Source organism: Sandarakinorhabdus sp. DWP1-3-1, from assembly GCF_049896705.1.
Classification (GTDB): Bacteria; Pseudomonadota; Alphaproteobacteria; order Sphingomonadales; family Sphingomonadaceae; genus Sandarakinorhabdus.
The window spans coordinates 197,929-215,380 of sequence record NZ_JAFCUV010000001.1 but is presented as its reverse complement, the minus strand read 5'-3'; the positions used below and the strand labels follow the sequence as shown (position 1 = coordinate 215,380).

Below are 17,452 nucleotides of genomic sequence, written 5' to 3'. Positions count from 1 at the left end.
GATCAGGCCTCGGTCAGCCGGTCGCTCCAGGTGTCATCGACCTCGGCGAAGATCTCGGGGCCGAACACGAGCTTGCCGCGGTACGGCTCGATCGCGGACAGGTCGACGTCGCTGCCCGCATAGGTAATCGTGACATGGGGCTGGTACTCGGGGAAGTCCCACGACGCCCCCTTCTCGCGCAGCGATCCGTGGCGCCACGACAACTCCCACGAGTTGAACAGCAGCACGACCGCGCCCTTGTCGCCGAGCGGCTCGACGATGCGGGCCCCGCCCTCGGGGATGACCAGCTTGCCGTCGGCGTTGCCGAACTCGCTGGCGTTGCCCATGGCTAGCCAATCGACCGGCGCCCGCGAATAGGCGATCGTGACGTGCATCTCAAAAGCCGGCACGGTCGTGTCGAAGCCCTGCGCCTTCGCCCAGGCGATGAGCTCCGCAGCGTTCTGCAGCTGGCGATGGACGTAGAGCGACCGTGGCGCTGCATCATTCGCGGCCCGGCGCAGCGGCACCACATTGCCCTCGCCGACGATCGCGTTCGGGTCGACGGTGTCGTCGGGCGCCGGCTCGCCCAGCGCCTTCGCAGCTTCTTCGAGCGCGGCCTCGACGCCGGGGAACTCTCCCGACTCGATCAGCCGGTTCGCCGCCACCTTGGCCAGCACGTCCATGGGCACCAGGCCGCCGTCGCCATAGGTCTTGAGCGTGTCCGCCGCGGCCTTCTCGGTGTCGATCTTCTGCTTCGGCGTCTCCTGCACCAGCGCGGCGAAGGTCCAGTACACGTCGGCCGGCCGGGTCCCGAACAGCGACGGCAGCATGACATCGTCGATGCGATCGAGCGCGGGCCGGAGCTCGCTGTCCTGCTGCGACCCGATCATCGCCAGATAGTCGCGCTCCTCGCCGGCACCAGTGCTGCCGAGGCCGCCGGGAGAGGTGCCGAGCAGCCGCGTGACCGGGATGTCAGCGGCGCCCGCGACGACGTTGAGGTAGGTGTTGATGACGTCGGGCATGCCGGCCCAGCTGACCTGGCGCTGCTCCCACGTCTCCGCCGCATCCTTGATCAGCGCCCGATGGGTCGACTTTGACAGCTGGGCCAGCGCCAGGCGCCGCATGAGCAGCGCCTCGTACTCGGCAGACGCGACGCTCTGCATCAGGTCCGGGATGCCGATGATGTCCTGGCTCGCCTCGTTGATCAGCGTCGCAAAGCCGGCCTGGGCAAGGTCGGCATTCGCCACCGCGTCGCCGATGCTCTGCATGATCGGATCGCCCCAGAAGGCGTCGACGGCGAGCGACGACCCCTCGGGCGCGCGCTGGCCCCGGAAGGCAATGACCCGCGAGGGATGAATATTCGCGGTGCTGCCCTGCCCCGTCATCCGCCACATCACCGGCTCGCCATAGGCGGGCGACAGCGGATCCAGGTCAAGCCGGTCATAGCTCAGCTGGTACCGCGACACGACGTGGACGAACTGCAGCCCGCCTTTGCGCAGCGACCCCGGGGCGAGCGGATCGGACGGCAGGCCCTGTGCGACCCCGAGAATGAGCGCGCCGCCGCCGAACAGCCGCGACAGGATCAGCGCCCGGAGCAGCTTCGCCTTGAGGCACAGCCGGCGCTCCTCGCGCTCGATCGTCTCGATCTCGTCGGGCTGGGCCTGCCAGTCGCGCCAGCTGCGCGTCATGTCCCGCGGCGGCACGTCGACGATCTTGCGGGTCAGCCATGATGACCGATACGCCGCCTCGGCCTGATGCTGGTCCAGCGCGCGGAAGGCGTAGAACCGGTGCGAATTCTTGTCCGCCGTGGTGCCCATGCCGGTGACCACATTGGCGAGGCCATCTCGGACGGCGGCGGGCTTCTTCGCGACGGCGCGGGTCACATGCGGTTCCTCGGGATGGCGCTGCAATGTAACCGCGGGGCCAGAGGCCGGGGAGTGCGGGCGCGGGTCACAGCGCTTCGAGCGAGTACCGGCTCCCCAGCGCCAGCTCGTTGACCGCATCGGACAGCGCGTCGACCTGGTCGTCATGCGCGCCGGCCGGGAACAGCTCGACCTCGGCGAGGAATGGCTCGATCCACGCGTCGCGATCCTCGTCGCCGGTGCGCAGCAGCACGATGTTCCCAGCCTCGGCCTGTGTAGCCGCTGGGCTGGCGCGGGTGGCCTTGTCGCCCGTCACAACCTTGGCGATGACCGAATAGCCGGCGAGCATCTTGATGAAGGTGTCGGCCTGAGACTTGCCCGCCTGCCCCGGATCCTGCGGCAGCCGGATCGTCACCCCGGTCCCATCCTGCTTGGCCGCGCTGTCGATCGCCGCGCTGACCTCGCCGGGAGATCCCTGCAGCCGGCGCGTGCCCTCGATCAGAAAGCGCTTGTCCGCGCCCTGCGACATCAGCAGGCCAACGGTCCAGTCCGGCTTAATGCCCGTCGCCTTCTTGGTCGCGGCGAGGTCCCATGCCCTGACCCGGCGCCGCGGCCCGACCGGTATCGCAGCCACAAAGCCGAACCACGACCGCTTGAACAGCCCGCCCTCGCGCGGCCCGGGGCGCTGCTGGTACTGCCCGGCCCACGCATAGGCGCCCATGTCGCGCTTCAGGTTCTCGACGACAGGGCGCGGGAAGCGGATCGGGTCGAGCAGGTCGCCATCCTCGGTCCGCGGGTCGGTGAAGCCGATCGAGGTCGAGCATGCCCGGGTCGCCTCGAATTCCATCGGCAACATCAGGTGGACATAGCCCATCTTCAACTTGAGGATCTGGCCCGCCACGTCCTCGGCGTGCAGGCGCTGCATCACGACGACGATCGCGCTGCGCTCCTGGTCGTTCAGCCGGTTCGTCGCGCCCTCACGGAAGCGCCTCGTCGTCGTCAGCCGCTCCGCCGGGCTTTCGGCTGTTTCGGTCGAATGCGGGTCATCGATGATCAGCCGGTCGCCACGCTGTGAGGTCAGCGACCCGAAGGCCACGCCCTCGCGGTTGCCGGTCGCGCTGTTGGCGAAGCTGGTCTCGCCGGTGCGGGTGAGCTCGACGTGCGGCCACAGGCCCCGGTACCAGTCCGACAGGGTCAGGTCGCGATGCTTGCGGGTGTCGCGCTTGACCGGAACATCGTTGTGCGCCGTCGTCAGGTACCGCAGCGACGGGCGATTGCGCGGGCCCCACTCCCACGCCGGCCACAGCACCGAGATGATCAGCGACTTCGAAGACCCCGGCGGGACGTTGACCAGCAGGCGGTTGATGAGGCCGTCGGTGACCGCCTCGAGGTGCTCGCAGATCGCATCGATGTGCCAGTTGTGAACGTAGGGCTGGTTCGGCTCCAAGACATGCCAGGCCTCGCGGACAAAGCCGGCAAGGGTCTGGCAGCGGGCCCGGATCGCGTCGCCATCGCGGGCAATGCGCTCCCGCTCGCGCTCAGCCGCCCGCCTCGCTCGCTCCGCCCGGATCGCCTCCAGCGGGGGCAACCTTGCTGCGAAGTCGCTCAAGCTGTTCAAGCTCGTCATCGGTCAATCCGGACAGGTCGAAGCTGTGACTGGCGGCTATGCGATTGACCACCAAGCCGTTGAGTTTGGCCGCATCCATCGCGGCCGCGCGGGCGACCGACAGGCCCGGCGCATCGGCCAGCTTCTCGGCCGCGTCGGCGATCCGGATCAGTCGCTCGGTCACGCCAGCGAGGCTGATCTCGGTTCGTTTCGCCGCGCCGGCCTTCAGCTGCTCGATCCGCGCTCGAACGCTGACCTTTGCTGACAGACGCGACGACGCCGCAGTCGAGGGCAGATAGCCGGCGTCGACATAGGCCGCGGCGGCCGACTTTCCGGACGCGACCAGCTGGGCGAACCGCTCGTGCCTGGCATTCGGGAGTGGCTTGGACATGGCTCACCATTACCGGGTTTCAGGGGCTTGGCGGAGTGCGGGACGGACATCGCCGGGGTCGAAACCCCGCACCGTCGCGCGTCGGATCAGGTCCTGGGCCGTGACCCGCACCGCGCCGATGAACCAGTCACCCTCTCCCGACGGCGAAACGCGATGCCCTCCGTTCTGCGGAATTCGGAGGTAGTGGGCCGCGGCGCGCAGGATATCGGGATCAGGCGCCGGCTCGGAAGCGGACAGCGCCCGCCTGCGCCGCTCGGCCATGGCAATATTCGCGCGCTTCTTCGCGGTTTTGCAGGCCCGTTCCCGCTTCACCTCCCAGATGGCCGCCAACACCGCGGCCCGCTCGGCGCGCAACCTGCTGCGGCCGGCTTCCTCGCTCCACCGCCTCACCGTGCGGTTCGAAGCCGAATAGTGCTCGGGCAGAACCTTGGGCCCGAGCTCGATGTACATGGCCTCGAAATCGGGGGGTATTGGACGGCGGTCGACCTCTTCGGTCTCGTCCTCCGGCACGCCGAGCAGGCGCGCCAGATCGGCAGACTCCTGATCGGTCAAAGCGCGCAGCCGCGACAGCTTGTCGAGTGCGGAAATCGCAATCTCGGCAGCGTCGGGAAAGGCTAGCGCCGGCTCGGTCACGCCGGGCGACCGAGCTTCTCGGCCATCATGGCCTTCAGTGCCGGCGACGCGTCGGAAACCGCCGGCATCTCGATTTTGTGCGGCCGCTCCGCATAGGGCGCGAACGACGCCGCCTTGCCCTGGCCGAGCAGTTCTCGGGTATTGGCGTCGATCTTGGCGAAGGTCTCGGCAAGGGTGCCGGCCGTGTCCTGTGGCGCCACATAGGCCGGCGCCGGCAGGGCACGGCGATCGGCTGCCTCGTTACGCTCGCGCTCCTGGCGCATGCGGTCGCGACGCTCGGCGAGGAAAGGCTGGGCAGCTTCGATGATCTCGGCCAGCGTCGGCAGGAACCGCCAGGTCTTGCGGCCTTCGGCGATGGCGGCGCGGAACGCCTGTGCATCAAGGGTTTCGCCCAGGTCCTCTGCGAGCAACTGCATTCGAATTTCGTCACCGGCCTCATCACTGGATTTTGGAAACCGCATTGCCAGCTCCGCCAGCAATTCCATTATCTCCGGCTTGACTGGCGGCCTCGCGGCTTCTGGCGAGCATGTCGAGAACGATGCCGGTCCGTCCCGCCGGACGAGCTCGATTGGGCCCATGCTGTCGAACTTCATGTCCATTGGATCTTGCCTCCCTCTGGGCTGCTGCGCGGCGGACCGCGGTGTCGAAATATTTCAGGCTGGTGATATTCGGCGCGTCCGGTGCAGCGCGGTCTTCTCGGATCGTGGTGAGGATCAACGGGGGATCGGCGCCGGCCTGCTGCCATTCTCGAACCAGCGTGACATTGCGGGCGATCGAGCCAGGATCGGCGTGGCGGACGCCCGCGGCGCGGCATGCGTCGATAGCGAGCTCGTGATCAGCGGTCGGTCCGCCAGACTGCGCAACGTCGCGTCCGCGCACGCCCGCGCTATCATCAACATCATCATAACTCTTAATGGGTGTGGGTGTGGGTGTGGGTGTGGGGGCATCGCCCGGGCATTGCATCGGCAAAGCCGTGGCATATTCGTTTATCGTGGGATTGCCGTCACTTGCTGGCGCATCCGAAAACGTGGCCCCTTCATCGGGGTCCAACATGTCATTAGCGGATGACCGATTTTCGACCGAGTTTGCATCGACATCGACGGGTTTCTTGCCCCAGCGCTTCGCCGCCTTCTCGCGCTGAACCTTGCTCTTGCCGCGCACGTATACGGCCTCGGCGGACAGGCGCTTCTGCGCGAATGTCTTGGTCCGGCCGTCGCGCTTCCAGAACTCCATGACCGTTGCTTTGATAGCCAGCCAGTCGTCCATGGCCAGTCCGGCAAGGCGGGCCAGCAGGCGGTCGTCATCGGGCAGCGAGCACGTCGGCCGGCGCCAAGCCTCCATGAGCAGCAGCAGATACGCGCCATGCTCCAGCGTCGTCAGGTGGCGCGTGTCGGCCAGATAGGCGTCCGTCCACAGAGGCAGCGCGGGAAAATCAGCCATCAGAGGCTCGCCTTGCGAGAGAACGCCGCGACCATCTCGGCAAAGTCGGGGTCGGCCGCGCAGCGCTCGGCAGCGGCGCGGACGCCGTGCAGCACTGTGGTATGGTCACGCCCGCCAAGCCGGCGCCCGATTGTAGGCAGCGACAGCTGGGGCCGTTCCCGCCGAACCGCCAGCATCAGCGCCTGGCGCGGCCATGCAGCGTCGCGATGACGCGCCGGGCCGCACAGGGTGCCGCGGCGCAGGTCGGCATATTCCTCGGCGAACCGGACCAGCTCGGCAAATGAGGGCGGCGCGGTGCGGACCGAGACGGCCGGAACGCTGGCAGGATCGATCGGCAACCCGAACGGATTGCAGGGCATCGCGACGGTCAGGACCGGGGAGCCGCCGGGACGGACATGGAGCATCATGCCGCCCTGCCCCGGTGCCGTGCGTGGAACCGTACCGTGTCGGCCTGGACGATCGCCTTCTGGGCAAGGTCGAGGCTGAGGCCGTAGCCGCGCGCCACTGTCTCGGCGCTGATCGGCGCGGGCGCGCGCAAGGCGAGCAGCTGCACCACGCTGCGGTACGGCACCGGGGGGATATCGGAATTCACAGGCCCATATCCTTGTCGACGAGCTCGGCCTCGGGGATGGGAATACCGGCGGCCGTCGCGGCATCGGCGCGCGCGTGTCCATGCTGGCGGAACTGGAGATAGCGGGTCAGCTGACGCGACAGGCGCGGCGCTGGCGGGCACGGCGGGGCATAGCCGGTCATGCGGCCAGCCTCCCCATCAGCCGGGCCGCCATGGCGCCGCGAGCGAGGGTCAGGTCGAGGATGGCCAGCGCGTCGGCCTCGTGGTCTGACTTCACGTCGAACCCGAGCCGCTTGGCCATCGCGATCATGGGCGCCTTGTCGCGCTGCATAGGGGAGCCGAACCACGCCTTCACCGAATTGATCGGCGCCTCGCGGAGCACCACGCCCCTATTCGCGGCCCAGCCACAGACGACGGCGCGAAGCCCCTGGGCGATCTCGGTGGCGGCGTTGGTGCGCGAGAACTTGCCCGGGATGGCCTGCTCGATCACGACCAGGCCCGGCGCGGCATGGGCCCGGAGCATCTGGGACAGCGCGTCGAACCTGCGGCCATGCAGCCCGCGGCCAAGCTCCCATGTTCCGAACCCGACCTCGGGAAGCGGCCGAGGATCGGGCTCGATCATGGCCAGATCGTTGAACGGGCGGGTTACGGGCCAGTCAGCGATGCAGCCCGGCCGGGCAAATGCCCACCCGGTCGCCGAAGACAAGTCGAGCGCCAGGACGCCACGTCGAAACGCAGCTGCGGGCAAGAGGTCGCTCTCTTCGGCGCGGCGCATCAGTGGAACATCGGCTCGGGCTGGCCGGCGGGGGTCTCCGGCGGCTTGATCGCCGGCGCTGCGGGTGCGCCCGACATGTCGACCAAATCGACTTCGACCTGGATCTCGGCGGCCTGGCACAGACCGAACAGCGAGCGGAGCACATCCTCGCGCTTGTCCGTGCTGGCGGCCATCACATGGGTCTGGAAGAACCGCGCCGCCGCCTTGTGGACGTGGCATTCGTCGGCGATGACCTTCCAGGCCGCGCTGACACCGCCGCGAGTCTCGGCCATGCCTTCCATCGCGGGCTTGATGTCGCCCCGCAGGACGCGCAGCGCCCGGTCGAAGTCGGGCTTGTCCATCTGCTCATTGTCGGGCTTGGCACCGGCTGCGACCGTCTCCTTCATCGCGCCCTCGAGCACGCTTTCCTTCTTCGGCACGTCATTCTCCTCTGCACGAAGGGGCTGCGCCGCCCCACGCGAGGCGGCGCAGCGGTTGCGATCAGGCGTCGGGGCTCGGGGTCACCGGCGAGGCGGTCAGCGCGGCGTTGATGGCCTCGACCTGCTCGGCGTCCTCGGCCGCGTCGGCGGCGATCAGGGCGTCCTTTTCGGCCGTGGCGGCGGCGACGGCGGTGTCGATCGCGGCCTGGTCGTCGGCCTTGAGCGCCTCGATCTGGGCGATGATGTCGATGGTGGATTGGCGAAGTGCCATGATGATAACTCCTGTGCAGACGATGATGGTGAGGTAGAACATCGCGTTCATTCCTCGGGGGTGTCGCGCGGCAGGATTGCCGGGACCGGTGGAGCGCCGTGGCGCAATCTCTGGTAGTCGGGCGCGGCTTCCATCACCTCGCGGGCCCGCCGCATCTCGTTGATCCGGCGCTGATGGTTGCCCTTTGCGACACGGGCGGACCGGCTCCGGCGCACGCAAAGCGGCACCGTGACCGGCACCGGGGCGTAGCGGCCCCGTCCGTCGCGACCCGCATTCATACCGCCACCTGCGTCGGCGCGATGCGGCCACCGCCGCGCATCATCGCGTGATGCCGGTGCTGCCAGTCCAGGCTGCTCCGCGCCGCAGCTTCGTCGGCCCGGCGCCTCTGCTCCGCCGCGACGTCCAACGCCAGGATGCGCCGGACCTCCGCGGCGTCGCGCAGCTTGTGATAAAGGGCGAAATAGGTGTCGTGGTGTTCCGGCGGCACGCCCTGCAGCCGGCTCCCCCTGCCCCGAACGGACAACCGGTGGCCGTGGCCCGCATGATACGACGCCCGCGATGCCGCGGTGATCCGCTCGCGGTACGCCGGGTCGGCCCACTGGCGCCGCTTGAGCGCAGACGACCGGACGGACTTGACCGCCTTCGGCACCCGGATACCGAGGCGCCAGCACGCCATGTTGGCGGCCTGCTCCTTGACGCCGTAGCGCGCCGCGATGACCGCCATGGTATCGCCAGCGGCAACCATCGCGCGGAGGTCGGCCTCGCGGGCTTTCCAGGGGTTCGGGCGCGCCATCAGGCTGCAGCCGCTTCGAACTTGTCGACGTCGTTGCCCCAGCTGCTCCAGCCTGCGCGCCGCTGGCGGGCGAACAGCTCGAGATAAGGTCCGTCGAACAGGGCCTCGATGTCGCCGTACACGCGATCGGGCTTGCGGCTATGCTCGCGCACCGGCTCGACGATTAGCTGGCGCACCCCGCGGCTTTTCGGCAGCCCGACCCGGCCATTCATGCCGAGCAAGCAGATCTCCGGGTTGGCGCGGGTGTAATAGCCCGTCCCCATGTGCCAACCCGTGTCATTGGGAGTGCGCTTCGCCCAGGTGAATGCGACCGTGACGAACCGAAATCCCCACGCCGTCATGACCTCGATGGCCTTGTCGAGCAGCGGGTCGGTCGCCCACAGCAGTAGCGCGGCGTTGTCGGCCGCAAGGTGACCCACCGGCAGCGCTTTGATTTGCTCCAGCGACATCGTCGGGTAGTGGCGGTTCGGATTCCGGCTCTCGCCTTTGGCGCTGTAGTTTTCGAATGGCCACGCCGGATCGGCGTAAATTACCCGATGGCCGAACATCGGCAGGTCGCCGAATGGCCAAGCCGTGCTCATGCAGCGCGCCCCGCCGAAGCGATGCGCCCGGTCAGCGTCTGGACGACTGGACGCGCGGCATCGAGCACGCGGGCATTTTCGATATGATCGATTCGACCGTCACGCATCGCCTCGGCGACGACAGCGTTCAGGTGTGCAACATCGGCATTGAGGCCGGCATCATCCGCGGTTGCCGCATCGATCGGAGCAGCCCGATAGCCGAAATGCGCAAGCAACTCGTCCAGGGCTGACGGGTCCTTGGCCAGCATGTTGAACAGCGATGCGCCTGACAGCGAGGAACGCCGATCACGGGCATTGCGCATCGTGCGCTCGTCGCAACCGACTTCGAGCGCCAGCCTGGCGCAGCCGTCGGCGGCACTGACGCGACGAATGCCGGCGGAGGAGAGCCGCCGGTAATCGTCGTCGGTCAGAAGTCGCGCATTCGGAATGATCTTGCCGCGGATCACAGGCTATCGCTCCCGAAATGATGATGCCTGCACTTCCCTGCCATCGACCCTTCCCTGGTACCGTTCCGGCCAGGATCGTTGACGCCTTGCGGCGCTGGCCGAGCATCCCTGTCGGGCGCGCAGCAGGCTCTCGCGTCCGGAAAGGAGCCGGAACGGTAGGGGGTGACCACGCTCGTCATGCGGCGGCGGCCTCGGAGGTGGCGTCTCCGGCCGGAGCCGGCGCGTATTCTTCCATGAATTTTCGGACCTTCGCGATGGTCTCTGGCCAAAGGCGCCGCTTGCCCTCCCTGAGACTGCGGAGAAATTTCCAGTCATTGACCGCAAGGCGCCCGAAGGTGCTGTCAGCCATGCTGTGGCGCGCCTGGAACGCCTCGATCTCGGCAAGCAGGGAGTGATTATCCATGCGCAGCCTTATCGGCGGGACACGTCCCGCACGTCAAGCAATTTTGCGGGATACGTCCCGTCGTTGACGCACCCGCAGGAAATGCGGGAGTTAACCCGCATGGCCTCAACCATCGATATGGACGCGGTCCGGCGAATTTTGCTGGAAGCGACGACGGGTGAAAGCGGGCAGTCCGCTCGCGGTCTATCGCTTGCCGCTGGATTGAACGCGGACGCGGTGCGCGACATCCTGAGAGGGAAGAGCGGTCAAGCTAAGATCGACACGCTCGCAGCGCTCGCCAAAGCGCTTAAGATCGACCTTAGCGAGTTCCTCGGCTCAGGTTCCGTGAACGTCCCGCTCCCGGTACCAAACCTGGAGATCGATCCGCCCAGTCCATCCTTCAGCGGAAATGCGGCCAACTTTCCGAACGACGTGCCGATTGTCGGTACTGCCCAGGGCGCCGACTTCGCGCTGGAGCAAGATGGGCTTGCCGTGCTCATAGAACAGACGGAGATGATGCCGGGTGAAATACGCGGCTACACGCGCCGTCCGCCGAGGATCTCGGGCAACAAGGCGATATATGCCATGCAGGTCGCCGGCTCGTCGATGGAACCGCGGTTCGAGATCGGCGAGGTGATTTACGTCGACCCGCGCCGAATTCCTGGCATCGGCGATTATGTCGTCGTCCAGCTCCGCAATGGTGATGACGAGGTCATCTGCGCCATGGTCAAACGCCTGGCCCGTCGAAACGCGAGCACGATCGAACTGGAGCAATTCAATCCACAACAACGCTTCTCGCTGAAGACTTGCCAGGTTGCGGCAGTCCACCGCGTCGTGCCGTGGAGCGAGATGTTAGGTTAGCAGTCGAAAGCCGGGGGGCAGGATGTCAAGAATACCGAAGCGGGTAAATGACCGTCTGATCGAGGGACTGAAGCGGTATCAGCCGATTGTCGGCAAGCTTCGAGAGCGCGACATCTCCGAGGCCGACACCGTCACCGTCGTCAAAGATATTCTCTGCGATGTCTTCGGCTTCGACAAATACATCGACCTGACATCCGAGCAGCAGATCCGCGGCACATTCTGCGACCTAGCGATCAAGCTCGACGGCAAGGTCAGATATCTTGCCGAAGTGAAATCGGCCGGCACCAACCTCAACGAGACCCATCTGCGCCAGGCGGTAAATTACGGCGCCCACCACGGTATAGAATGGGTCATCCTCACCAACGCGCTGGAGTGGAAAATCTACCGGCTGAAGTTCGCGCAACCGATCGAGTATCGGGAAGTCGTTTGCATCGACATCATGAAGCTAAATCCACGGCGCGAGGACGACCTCGCCCGGCTCTTCCTGCTGTGCAAGGAGGGCATCTCGGGCGATGCGCTATCGGCATTCCACTCCAAGGCGCAAATCATAAACCGCTACACGGTCGCAGAGGTGATGCGATCGGAGCCGATGATTGCCGCTCTCAAGCGTGAGATGCGCAAGCTCTTTGAAGGCGTGAAGGTCGATGACGAGGAACTCTGCGACATCGTCGTCAACGAGGTCTTGAAGCGCGACGTGGTCGACGGCGATGCGGCGATCGAGGCGCGGCAGGTTATGAAAAAAACTGGCCAGACCATGGCTCGGAAAGCGGCCAAGGAAGCCGCATCGAAGGCTGCGGTGCAGCAAGGCACTGATAATGCTCCCGGTGATTAGACGACAGAGTGCGGGAAAATAGTGCGGGATTAGTCCCGCTTTCTGCTTGACGTGCGGGATGCATCCCGCGTAGTGTCTCCCCATCGCCGCTGGAACAATCAGGTTCCCGGCGATGGGAATTCGCCTCATGGGCACCCTCGAAAGCATGGGCGGCACGGCGTGGCTCGCAGCCCGCGAAGCAGCCTTCCTCGCCTCTAGCTCCACCCCTGCCGAGATCGAATGGCAGGAGCGCGCGCTCGTCACGATGCGCGCCATCGCCGCCACGCCGGACACCGGCACGCGTTACGCCGTCGGCGCCGAGATGGACCGCCACTACACCGCGCATGACATCGCGCTGGCTGAAGAAAGGCTGGCCCGTTGCAAGGCCTATGCCGCGTCGCTGGCGCAGCAGGTGGCGGCATGAGCGCAGCCTGGCCCAAGCGCATCGACGGCACGAATAAGACCGTTCGCGAGATGACGCCCAATGAACGGAACGGCCTCTGCCTCGCCCGGGTCGTCGCCAAGGCCGCAGGCGCATGAGCTTCCCGCCGCCCCCGCCGCGTCGGGATGACGTGCTCGCTAACCTGATCATGGTCGCGTTCGCGCTGTTCGCCGTCGCCGTCATCGTCCTGGCGATGAAGCTGTGATCGGCATCCCCGACATCGCCGTCGCCGGCATCGTCACCACAGCGCTGCTTTTCCTCGCGGCCTGGAACGGTTGGCTGCGCTTCGAAACCCTTGCCGCCGGCCTCGTCGGCGTCGCCGCCGGCGCCTTCGCCACCCTCAACATGATCGGAGCTTACTGATGGGCAACGTCCACCCTATCCCCACGGCTGACCAGATCGATGCGGCCGTCATGGCCAGCGACGCGCTCGGCCTGGCCGGCTCGAGTGCGCTGACCGGCTTCCTCAAGGCGACCACGGACCCGCTGCGCACTCTGCGCCAGATCGAGGTCGAGGGGCCGCACGGCCTGCCGCATGTCCACTTTTCCATGTGCCTCACCGCGGCGATCCGTGCGGCGCTGGCCGAGTTCGCCGCCGGTGCGGTGATCGAAACCATCGGCGACGGCTCATACCGGCTGCCTGTGACGATCGCCGGCCGGGTCCACCTGGTCACGGTCGAGCCCGAGCCGATGCGCGCCGCACCGCTGGCGGCCGTCGCATGAGCGCCGATAACCCATTCGCGTTCCCGGAAGTGCCGGGCGACTGCAACGCTTATGAGGGTCGGTCTGGCATGACCTTGCGCGACTGGTTCGCGGGGCAGGCTTTGGCGAACCCAACCATCTGCACCGGACACGCCGACGAGCGCCACTATCAACGCTGGTTTGGCGGGCGTACCGGCATAGAGCGCTGGGAAATCGTAGCCAAGCAGGCCGGTGACTACGCCGACGCCATGCTTGCCGAGCGCGCCGAATGAGCCGCCTTCGTCGCCAGTTCGAGGACGCCACCGGCTCGTCGCAGGTGCCGTTCATCATCCCGCGCAACCAGCGGGTGCAGATGCAGATCGACCGCCTGCGGTGGACTGCCCTTCGCGCGGTTTGGCTGGGCGGGCTGCTCACCGCCGCGGTCGTCCTCTTCATGATTTGGAAAATCGCATGAGCATGAGCGTCCGCATCATCAGCGACACCGAGGTCGTGCGCCGGCGCACCGGCACCCTGCCCCCGGCGCGGCGCTACAATGCCATGGCCTGGACCGCCACCGCGACCTTCGTGATGGGCTGGGGCGCCGGCCTGCTGTGCGGCCTGGGGCTGCACTGATGGGCGCGCTCATCACCACGCCGGGCGCTTATCCGGACATCGCGGCCGAGGACTATCACGGTGCCGAGATCTGCGACGCGCCGAGCATCAGCGCCAGCGGGCTCAAGCTGATCGAGGCACGCTCGCCGCTGCATTATTGGTGGAAGTCGCCTCTGAACCCGAACCGCCCGAAGCAGGACGAGAAGGCGCACTTCGCGGTCGGCAAGGCCGCGCACGACCTGCTGCTGCTCGGCGACCGCTGGCCCGCCGCCTATTTCGTTTTGCCCGAGGATTTCAACGCCAGAGCGACGAAACAGCAGGCTGCCTATCACGCTGCTCGCGCCGAGGCACAGGAACGCGGCCTGACGGTGCTGACCTATGCCCAGGCGCAAACGGTGTCGGCCATGGCGGCAGCGCTCCGGGCGAACAAGTTTGCGGCGGCTTCGCTGACCAATGGCGATCCGGAAATGACGCTCGCGTGGAAAGACGCCGCGACCGGGGTGTGGCTTCGCGCTCGCCCGGATTTCCTGCCCGCGAAGCGCCTCTACGTTCCGGATCTGAAAACCGCTGCAGACGGCTCACCTGGCGCCTTCGCGCGATCGGTTGCGAGCTTCGGCTATCACCAGTCCGCTGCGCTCTACCGCGAGGGCATCGAGGCGATCTACGGCGAGCGGCCGCGCCACATGTTCTTCATCGTGATCGAGAAAGAGCCGCCGCATTGCGTCGCGCTCTACCAGCTGCCCGAGGACGATATCCATCGCGGCCGCATGCTGAACCGCCGCGCGATCGACACCTTCGCTCACTGTCTCGATGCCGGGAAATGGCCCGGATACGCAGACGACGTGCTGCAGCTGCCGATGCCGAATTGGACCCAGCGCACCATCGATCAAGCCGCCGAGCGCGGCGAGCTTTCCTACGCCGCCTGAAAGGACACCGCATGAACAATCTGCCCGCCAACGTCACGCCGATGCCGAACCTGCCGCAGTCGAGCGAGTCCGCGCGCTTCGACCTGTTGCAGCGCAAGGCCAAGGTGTTCGCATCGTCGCCACTGATCCCTGATCATCTTCGTAAAGGCCGCCCCGAGGAAGCGCTGGCGAACTGCTATATCGCGCTGACCATGGCGGAGGCGATGGGCGAAAATCCGCTGATTGTGATGCAGAATATCCACGTCGTCAGCGGCAAGGCCGGCTTCGCGGCGCAGTACATGATCGCCCGCGCCAACGCGTCGGGCATCTTCGCCGGCCGCATCGACTGGCGCATTGCAGGCACCGGCAAGGACCTGGCCATCACGGCCTTTGCGACGCTGCGCGACACCGGGCAGGAGATCAGCGTCACGGTCACGATGGCAATGGCAGAGGCCGAGGGCTGGACCAAGAACCCGAAGTACCGGTCGATGCCCGAGGTGATGCTGCGGTATCGCAGCGCGACGTTCCTTGTCCGGTTCTACTGCCCCGAAGTCATGCTCGGCTATCAGTCGGCCGAAGAGGTCGAGGACATGACCATCGCGGCCGGACCTTCGCTTTCGGCGACGCCGCTCTCCGGTGCCATGCTGATCGAACAGAGCGCCGATACCGATCGCGTCGCTGACCCCGCGCCCGCCGCACTGTCCGGAGATATCCTGCATTCGGTCACGGACACCGAGGCGGGATCTGACGAGACCGATGAGGCCCTTCGGTTTCGGCGCCCGGACGGCCAGCCCGGCTATGACTTGGCCGGGCCGGGAGCAAAGGCGGAACCGCCGCTGGTAGAACGCATCAGCAATGCCGCGACGATCTCGGAGCTTGAAGCGCTCACCGCGTCCATTCCCCTGGCGCCGGACGATGACCATGACGCCATGAGCATCCTCGATATGCGCGCCGCTGCTGATAGCGCTCGCGCGCGGTTGACCAAGGGCAAGCGGTAATGGCCGCCAGCTTCACCGCCCAGGACAAGCGCGACAGCGCGATCCGCGAGGCCAACATGCGCCGCCGCGTCTACCCGCGCTGGGTCGAGAACGGAAAGATGCGGCAAGCCTCGGCCGACCGTGAGATCGCGCTGATGGAGGCCATTGCCGAGGACTACAAGCTCGAGGCCGAGAAGGAAGCGGTCGAGCGGTCCCGGGCCGACGAGGCCGCGCGCCAGCGGACCCTGTTCGGGTGAGCGGGCCAGTTCCCCTATTTGACCTGTCGACCGCCATCATCGGCATGTCCGGCGCCGGCAAGACGGTCTCGGCGAAGGTGCTGGTGGAGAAGCTGCTGCATGAGCAGCGCCACACCTGCGTCATCGACCCGACCGGCGTCTGGTATGGCCTGCGCAGCGATGCCGCCGGCACCGGGCCGGGGTTCGGCATCCCGATATTCGGCGGGCTGCACGGCGATGTTCCGATCAGCGCCCATGACGGCGCCAAGGTGGCCCGGCTCGTCATCGACGGGCCCCTGTCGGCAGTCGTCGACATCTCCGAACTGCGCAGCGGCCAGGAGCAGCGCCGCTTCGTTCGGGATTTCATGGCGACGATCCGCGGCAAGCCCCGGACCCGGTTTCACTTGGTCATCGACGAGGCCGACGAGTTCGCGCCGCAGACCGCCGCCGACGATCTCGGCTATGCGCTGCTCGAGGACATGATCTGGATCGCGAAGCGCGGCCGCGTGCATGGCTTCGTGCCGATGCTCATCACCCAGCGGCCGGCCGACATCGCCAAGTCGGTGCTGTCGCAGATGCAGACCCTCATCATTCACCAGCTCGTCGCTCCGACCGACCAGGCTCCGGTGCGGGCCTATCTGAAGGGTCATGCGACCAAGGATCTCGCCGCCCAGGTCGAGCAGTCGCTGGCCAAGCTGAAGCGCGGCGAGCGGTGGGTCTATTCGCCGGCGGCCGACGTGCTCGATCGCAACGTCGCGCCGCTGCCGGTGACGTTCGACACGAGCCGGACGCCCGAGGCCGGAGAGTCGCCGCCGGTGCCCGCCACGCTGGCGACGATCGACACCGCGGCGCTGGTCGCGGCGCTGAAGCCTGCCGCCGATGCAACCGTTGCTGTGCAGGACGTCGCTGCCGCCGGGCCGATGGCGCAAATGGTCATGCAGCAGCAGAGCAAGGAGATCGCCGGCCTGCGCATGGATATTCAGGACGCAGCCGATCGTGAGGCCCGGCTGCAATGGATTATCGCCGGCTACCAGCGAGCCGAACGCGCCTATCACTGCCTCGTCGGCGACGTGCTTTTTCCATCGATTCCACGACATGACGGCAGCGCCACCACGGACCCCTATGTGGTGGCGCCGCTCGACCAGATCCCCGCGCAAGGCGGCGGAGTGCCCGAAGGAGACGACGGGCAAAAGATGGCGCCGACGGAGAGGGTCGACGCCACAGCGAAACGACAGCGCGAGCGGGAGGCCAAGCCCCCGGCCGAGAAACCGCAGGTCGTGACAGCCGGAGAGACGGCAACCAAGGCCAGCCCTGCGGCCATCGCCATCGCCGATCTTCTCGACCGCGTGAACCCGGCAAAGCTGACTTGGGCGCAGGCGGCGCTGACCGGCCGCAAAGCCACCGGCGGCAATTTCAACGCCGCCCGGAAATGGCTGCGCGACAGCGGCCGCATCGCCGAGAAAGGCGAGCTCATCTGGTCGGCAAGCCCGGCGCCGGCGGGCATGTCGCGGGAAGAAGCCCTGTTGCTGTGGCAATCGGTGCTGACCAATCCGGCGCCGCGCATGATCGAGGCTCTGACCTTCGCGTCGATGTCGAAGGACGCGCTGGCCGGACGCCTTGGCTGCAAGCCGACCGGCGGCAACTGGAACAATGGCCTGGCGCAGCTTCGTCGCAACGGCGTCGCCTTCGTCGAGGGCGACCGCGTGCGCCTCGCCAATCCCCTGCCGGGAGAAATGGCATGACCATCACCCGTCCGCTCGGCCCACCGGCCGGTGGCCC

The 17,452-nt window shown here is 67.0% G+C and carries 28 protein-coding genes; 12 read left to right on the top strand and 16 right to left on the bottom strand.

Annotated elements, in window-relative coordinates:
- Positions 1 to 2 precede the first annotated feature (2 nt).
- The 16 genes from ACP7AI_RS00950 to ACP7AI_RS00875 form a co-directional block, all read right to left on the bottom strand.
- Positions 3 to 1,862, bottom strand: a complete 1,860-nt coding sequence (locus ACP7AI_RS00950; RefSeq protein WP_426163073.1) for an anti-CBASS protein Acb1 family protein — start codon at positions 1,860 to 1,862, stop codon at positions 3 to 5.
- A gap of 67 nt (positions 1,863 to 1,929) precedes the next feature.
- Positions 1,930 to 3,450 carry a phage terminase large subunit gene (terL, locus tag ACP7AI_RS00945; RefSeq protein ID WP_426163071.1) on the bottom strand — a complete coding sequence of 507 codons (1,521 nt, stop codon included), beginning with the start codon at positions 3,448 to 3,450 and terminating at the stop codon, positions 1,930 to 1,932.
- A complete protein-coding gene (locus ACP7AI_RS00940; protein WP_426163068.1) occupies positions 3,380 to 3,838 on the bottom strand; it encodes a terminase small subunit in 459 nt (152 codons plus the stop codon). The genes terL and ACP7AI_RS00940 overlap by 71 nt, the downstream gene beginning before the upstream one ends.
- Before the next feature lie 9 nt (positions 3,839 to 3,847).
- Positions 3,848 to 4,471, bottom strand: coding sequence for a hypothetical protein (locus ACP7AI_RS00935; protein ID WP_426163066.1), 624 nt, complete (start codon positions 4,469 to 4,471; stop codon positions 3,848 to 3,850).
- Positions 4,468 to 4,887 carry a hypothetical protein gene (locus tag ACP7AI_RS00930; protein ID WP_426163063.1) on the bottom strand — a complete coding sequence of 140 codons (420 nt, stop codon included), beginning with the start codon at positions 4,885 to 4,887 and terminating at the stop codon, positions 4,468 to 4,470. The genes ACP7AI_RS00935 and ACP7AI_RS00930 overlap by 4 nt, the downstream gene beginning before the upstream one ends.
- A 22-nt stretch (positions 4,888 to 4,909) precedes the next feature.
- Positions 4,910 to 5,911: a DUF1376 domain-containing protein gene (locus ACP7AI_RS00925; RefSeq protein WP_426163060.1), complete on the bottom strand. Its 1,002-nt coding sequence runs from the start codon at positions 5,909 to 5,911 to the stop codon at positions 4,910 to 4,912.
- On the bottom strand, positions 5,911 to 6,318 hold the full coding sequence (locus tag ACP7AI_RS00920; RefSeq protein ID WP_426163057.1) for a helix-turn-helix domain-containing protein: 408 nt from the start codon (positions 6,316 to 6,318) through the stop codon (positions 5,911 to 5,913). The genes ACP7AI_RS00925 and ACP7AI_RS00920 overlap by 1 nt, the downstream gene beginning before the upstream one ends.
- Positions 6,315 to 6,503, bottom strand: a complete 189-nt coding sequence (locus ACP7AI_RS00915; protein WP_426163054.1) for a hypothetical protein — start codon at positions 6,501 to 6,503, stop codon at positions 6,315 to 6,317. Before ACP7AI_RS00915 ends, ACP7AI_RS00920 begins: the two co-directional genes overlap by 4 nt.
- The gene (locus tag ACP7AI_RS00910) at positions 6,500 to 6,664 is read right to left on the bottom strand and encodes a hypothetical protein (protein WP_426163052.1); all 165 of its coding nucleotides are present in this window, start codon (positions 6,662 to 6,664) and stop codon (positions 6,500 to 6,502) included. The genes ACP7AI_RS00915 and ACP7AI_RS00910 overlap by 4 nt, the downstream gene beginning before the upstream one ends.
- The gene (locus ACP7AI_RS00905; protein ID WP_426163049.1) at positions 6,661 to 7,257 is read right to left on the bottom strand and encodes a hypothetical protein; all 597 of its coding nucleotides are present in this window, start codon (positions 7,255 to 7,257) and stop codon (positions 6,661 to 6,663) included. The genes ACP7AI_RS00910 and ACP7AI_RS00905 overlap by 4 nt, the downstream gene beginning before the upstream one ends.
- Positions 7,257 to 7,676, bottom strand: coding sequence for a hypothetical protein (locus ACP7AI_RS00900; RefSeq protein ID WP_426163047.1), 420 nt, complete (start codon positions 7,674 to 7,676; stop codon positions 7,257 to 7,259). Before ACP7AI_RS00900 ends, ACP7AI_RS00905 begins: the two co-directional genes overlap by 1 nt.
- 61 nt (positions 7,677 to 7,737) lie before the next feature.
- The gene (locus tag ACP7AI_RS00895) at positions 7,738 to 7,998 is read right to left on the bottom strand and encodes a hypothetical protein (RefSeq protein ID WP_426163045.1); all 261 of its coding nucleotides are present in this window, start codon (positions 7,996 to 7,998) and stop codon (positions 7,738 to 7,740) included.
- Positions 7,999 to 8,221: 223 nt separating this feature from the next.
- Positions 8,222 to 8,740, bottom strand: coding sequence for a hypothetical protein (locus tag ACP7AI_RS00890; protein WP_426163043.1), 519 nt, complete (start codon positions 8,738 to 8,740; stop codon positions 8,222 to 8,224).
- Positions 8,740 to 9,321, bottom strand: coding sequence for an MT-A70 family methyltransferase (locus tag ACP7AI_RS00885; RefSeq protein WP_426163041.1), 582 nt, complete (start codon positions 9,319 to 9,321; stop codon positions 8,740 to 8,742). The genes ACP7AI_RS00890 and ACP7AI_RS00885 overlap by 1 nt, the downstream gene beginning before the upstream one ends.
- Positions 9,318 to 9,767: a hypothetical protein gene (locus tag ACP7AI_RS00880; protein ID WP_426163038.1), complete on the bottom strand. Its 450-nt coding sequence runs from the start codon at positions 9,765 to 9,767 to the stop codon at positions 9,318 to 9,320. Before ACP7AI_RS00880 ends, ACP7AI_RS00885 begins: the two co-directional genes overlap by 4 nt.
- Before the next feature lie 175 nt (positions 9,768 to 9,942).
- Positions 9,943 to 10,170: a hypothetical protein gene (locus tag ACP7AI_RS00875; protein WP_426163036.1), complete on the bottom strand. Its 228-nt coding sequence runs from the start codon at positions 10,168 to 10,170 to the stop codon at positions 9,943 to 9,945.
- Between the two features lie 99 nt (positions 10,171 to 10,269).
- Between ACP7AI_RS00875 and ACP7AI_RS00870 the strand changes: the two genes are divergently transcribed.
- From ACP7AI_RS00870 to ACP7AI_RS00815, 12 genes are all read left to right on the top strand, one after another.
- The gene (locus ACP7AI_RS00870) at positions 10,270 to 11,010 is read left to right on the top strand and encodes a S24 family peptidase (RefSeq protein WP_426163034.1); all 741 of its coding nucleotides are present in this window, start codon (positions 10,270 to 10,272) and stop codon (positions 11,008 to 11,010) included.
- 22 nt (positions 11,011 to 11,032) lie between these two features.
- The gene (locus ACP7AI_RS00865; protein WP_426163032.1) at positions 11,033 to 11,842 is read left to right on the top strand and encodes a hypothetical protein; all 810 of its coding nucleotides are present in this window, start codon (positions 11,033 to 11,035) and stop codon (positions 11,840 to 11,842) included.
- A gap of 112 nt (positions 11,843 to 11,954) precedes the next feature.
- Positions 11,955 to 12,245: a hypothetical protein gene (locus ACP7AI_RS00860; protein WP_426163030.1), complete on the top strand. Its 291-nt coding sequence runs from the start codon at positions 11,955 to 11,957 to the stop codon at positions 12,243 to 12,245.
- 219 nt (positions 12,246 to 12,464) lie between these two features.
- Entirely contained in the window at positions 12,465 to 12,626 is a 162-nt protein-coding gene (locus ACP7AI_RS00855; protein WP_426163028.1) for a hypothetical protein, read from the top strand.
- A complete protein-coding gene (locus ACP7AI_RS00850; protein ID WP_426163026.1) occupies positions 12,626 to 12,985 on the top strand; it encodes a hypothetical protein in 360 nt (119 codons plus the stop codon). The genes ACP7AI_RS00855 and ACP7AI_RS00850 overlap by 1 nt, the downstream gene beginning before the upstream one ends.
- Positions 12,982 to 13,236 (top strand): hypothetical protein, encoded by a 255-nt coding sequence (locus ACP7AI_RS00845; protein WP_426163024.1) that lies wholly within the window; start codon positions 12,982 to 12,984, stop codon positions 13,234 to 13,236. Before ACP7AI_RS00850 ends, ACP7AI_RS00845 begins: the two co-directional genes overlap by 4 nt.
- On the top strand, positions 13,233 to 13,418 hold the full coding sequence (locus ACP7AI_RS00840) for a hypothetical protein (protein ID WP_426163022.1): 186 nt from the start codon (positions 13,233 to 13,235) through the stop codon (positions 13,416 to 13,418). The genes ACP7AI_RS00845 and ACP7AI_RS00840 overlap by 4 nt, the downstream gene beginning before the upstream one ends.
- A gap of 2 nt (positions 13,419 to 13,420) precedes the next feature.
- Entirely contained in the window at positions 13,421 to 13,576 is a 156-nt protein-coding gene (locus tag ACP7AI_RS00835) for a hypothetical protein (RefSeq protein WP_426163020.1), read from the top strand.
- Positions 13,576 to 14,481 carry a PD-(D/E)XK nuclease-like domain-containing protein gene (locus ACP7AI_RS00830; protein ID WP_426163018.1) on the top strand — a complete coding sequence of 302 codons (906 nt, stop codon included), beginning with the start codon at positions 13,576 to 13,578 and terminating at the stop codon, positions 14,479 to 14,481. Before ACP7AI_RS00835 ends, ACP7AI_RS00830 begins: the two co-directional genes overlap by 1 nt.
- An 11-nt stretch (positions 14,482 to 14,492) precedes the next feature.
- Entirely contained in the window at positions 14,493 to 15,458 is a 966-nt protein-coding gene (locus ACP7AI_RS00825) for a hypothetical protein (protein ID WP_426163015.1), read from the top strand.
- Positions 15,458 to 15,694, top strand: a complete 237-nt coding sequence (locus ACP7AI_RS00820; RefSeq protein ID WP_426163012.1) for a hypothetical protein — start codon at positions 15,458 to 15,460, stop codon at positions 15,692 to 15,694. Before ACP7AI_RS00825 ends, ACP7AI_RS00820 begins: the two co-directional genes overlap by 1 nt.
- A complete protein-coding gene (locus ACP7AI_RS00815) occupies positions 15,691 to 17,415 on the top strand; it encodes a helicase HerA domain-containing protein (RefSeq protein WP_426163009.1) in 1,725 nt (574 codons plus the stop codon). The genes ACP7AI_RS00820 and ACP7AI_RS00815 overlap by 4 nt, the downstream gene beginning before the upstream one ends.
- Positions 17,416 to 17,452: the final 37 nt, after the last annotated feature.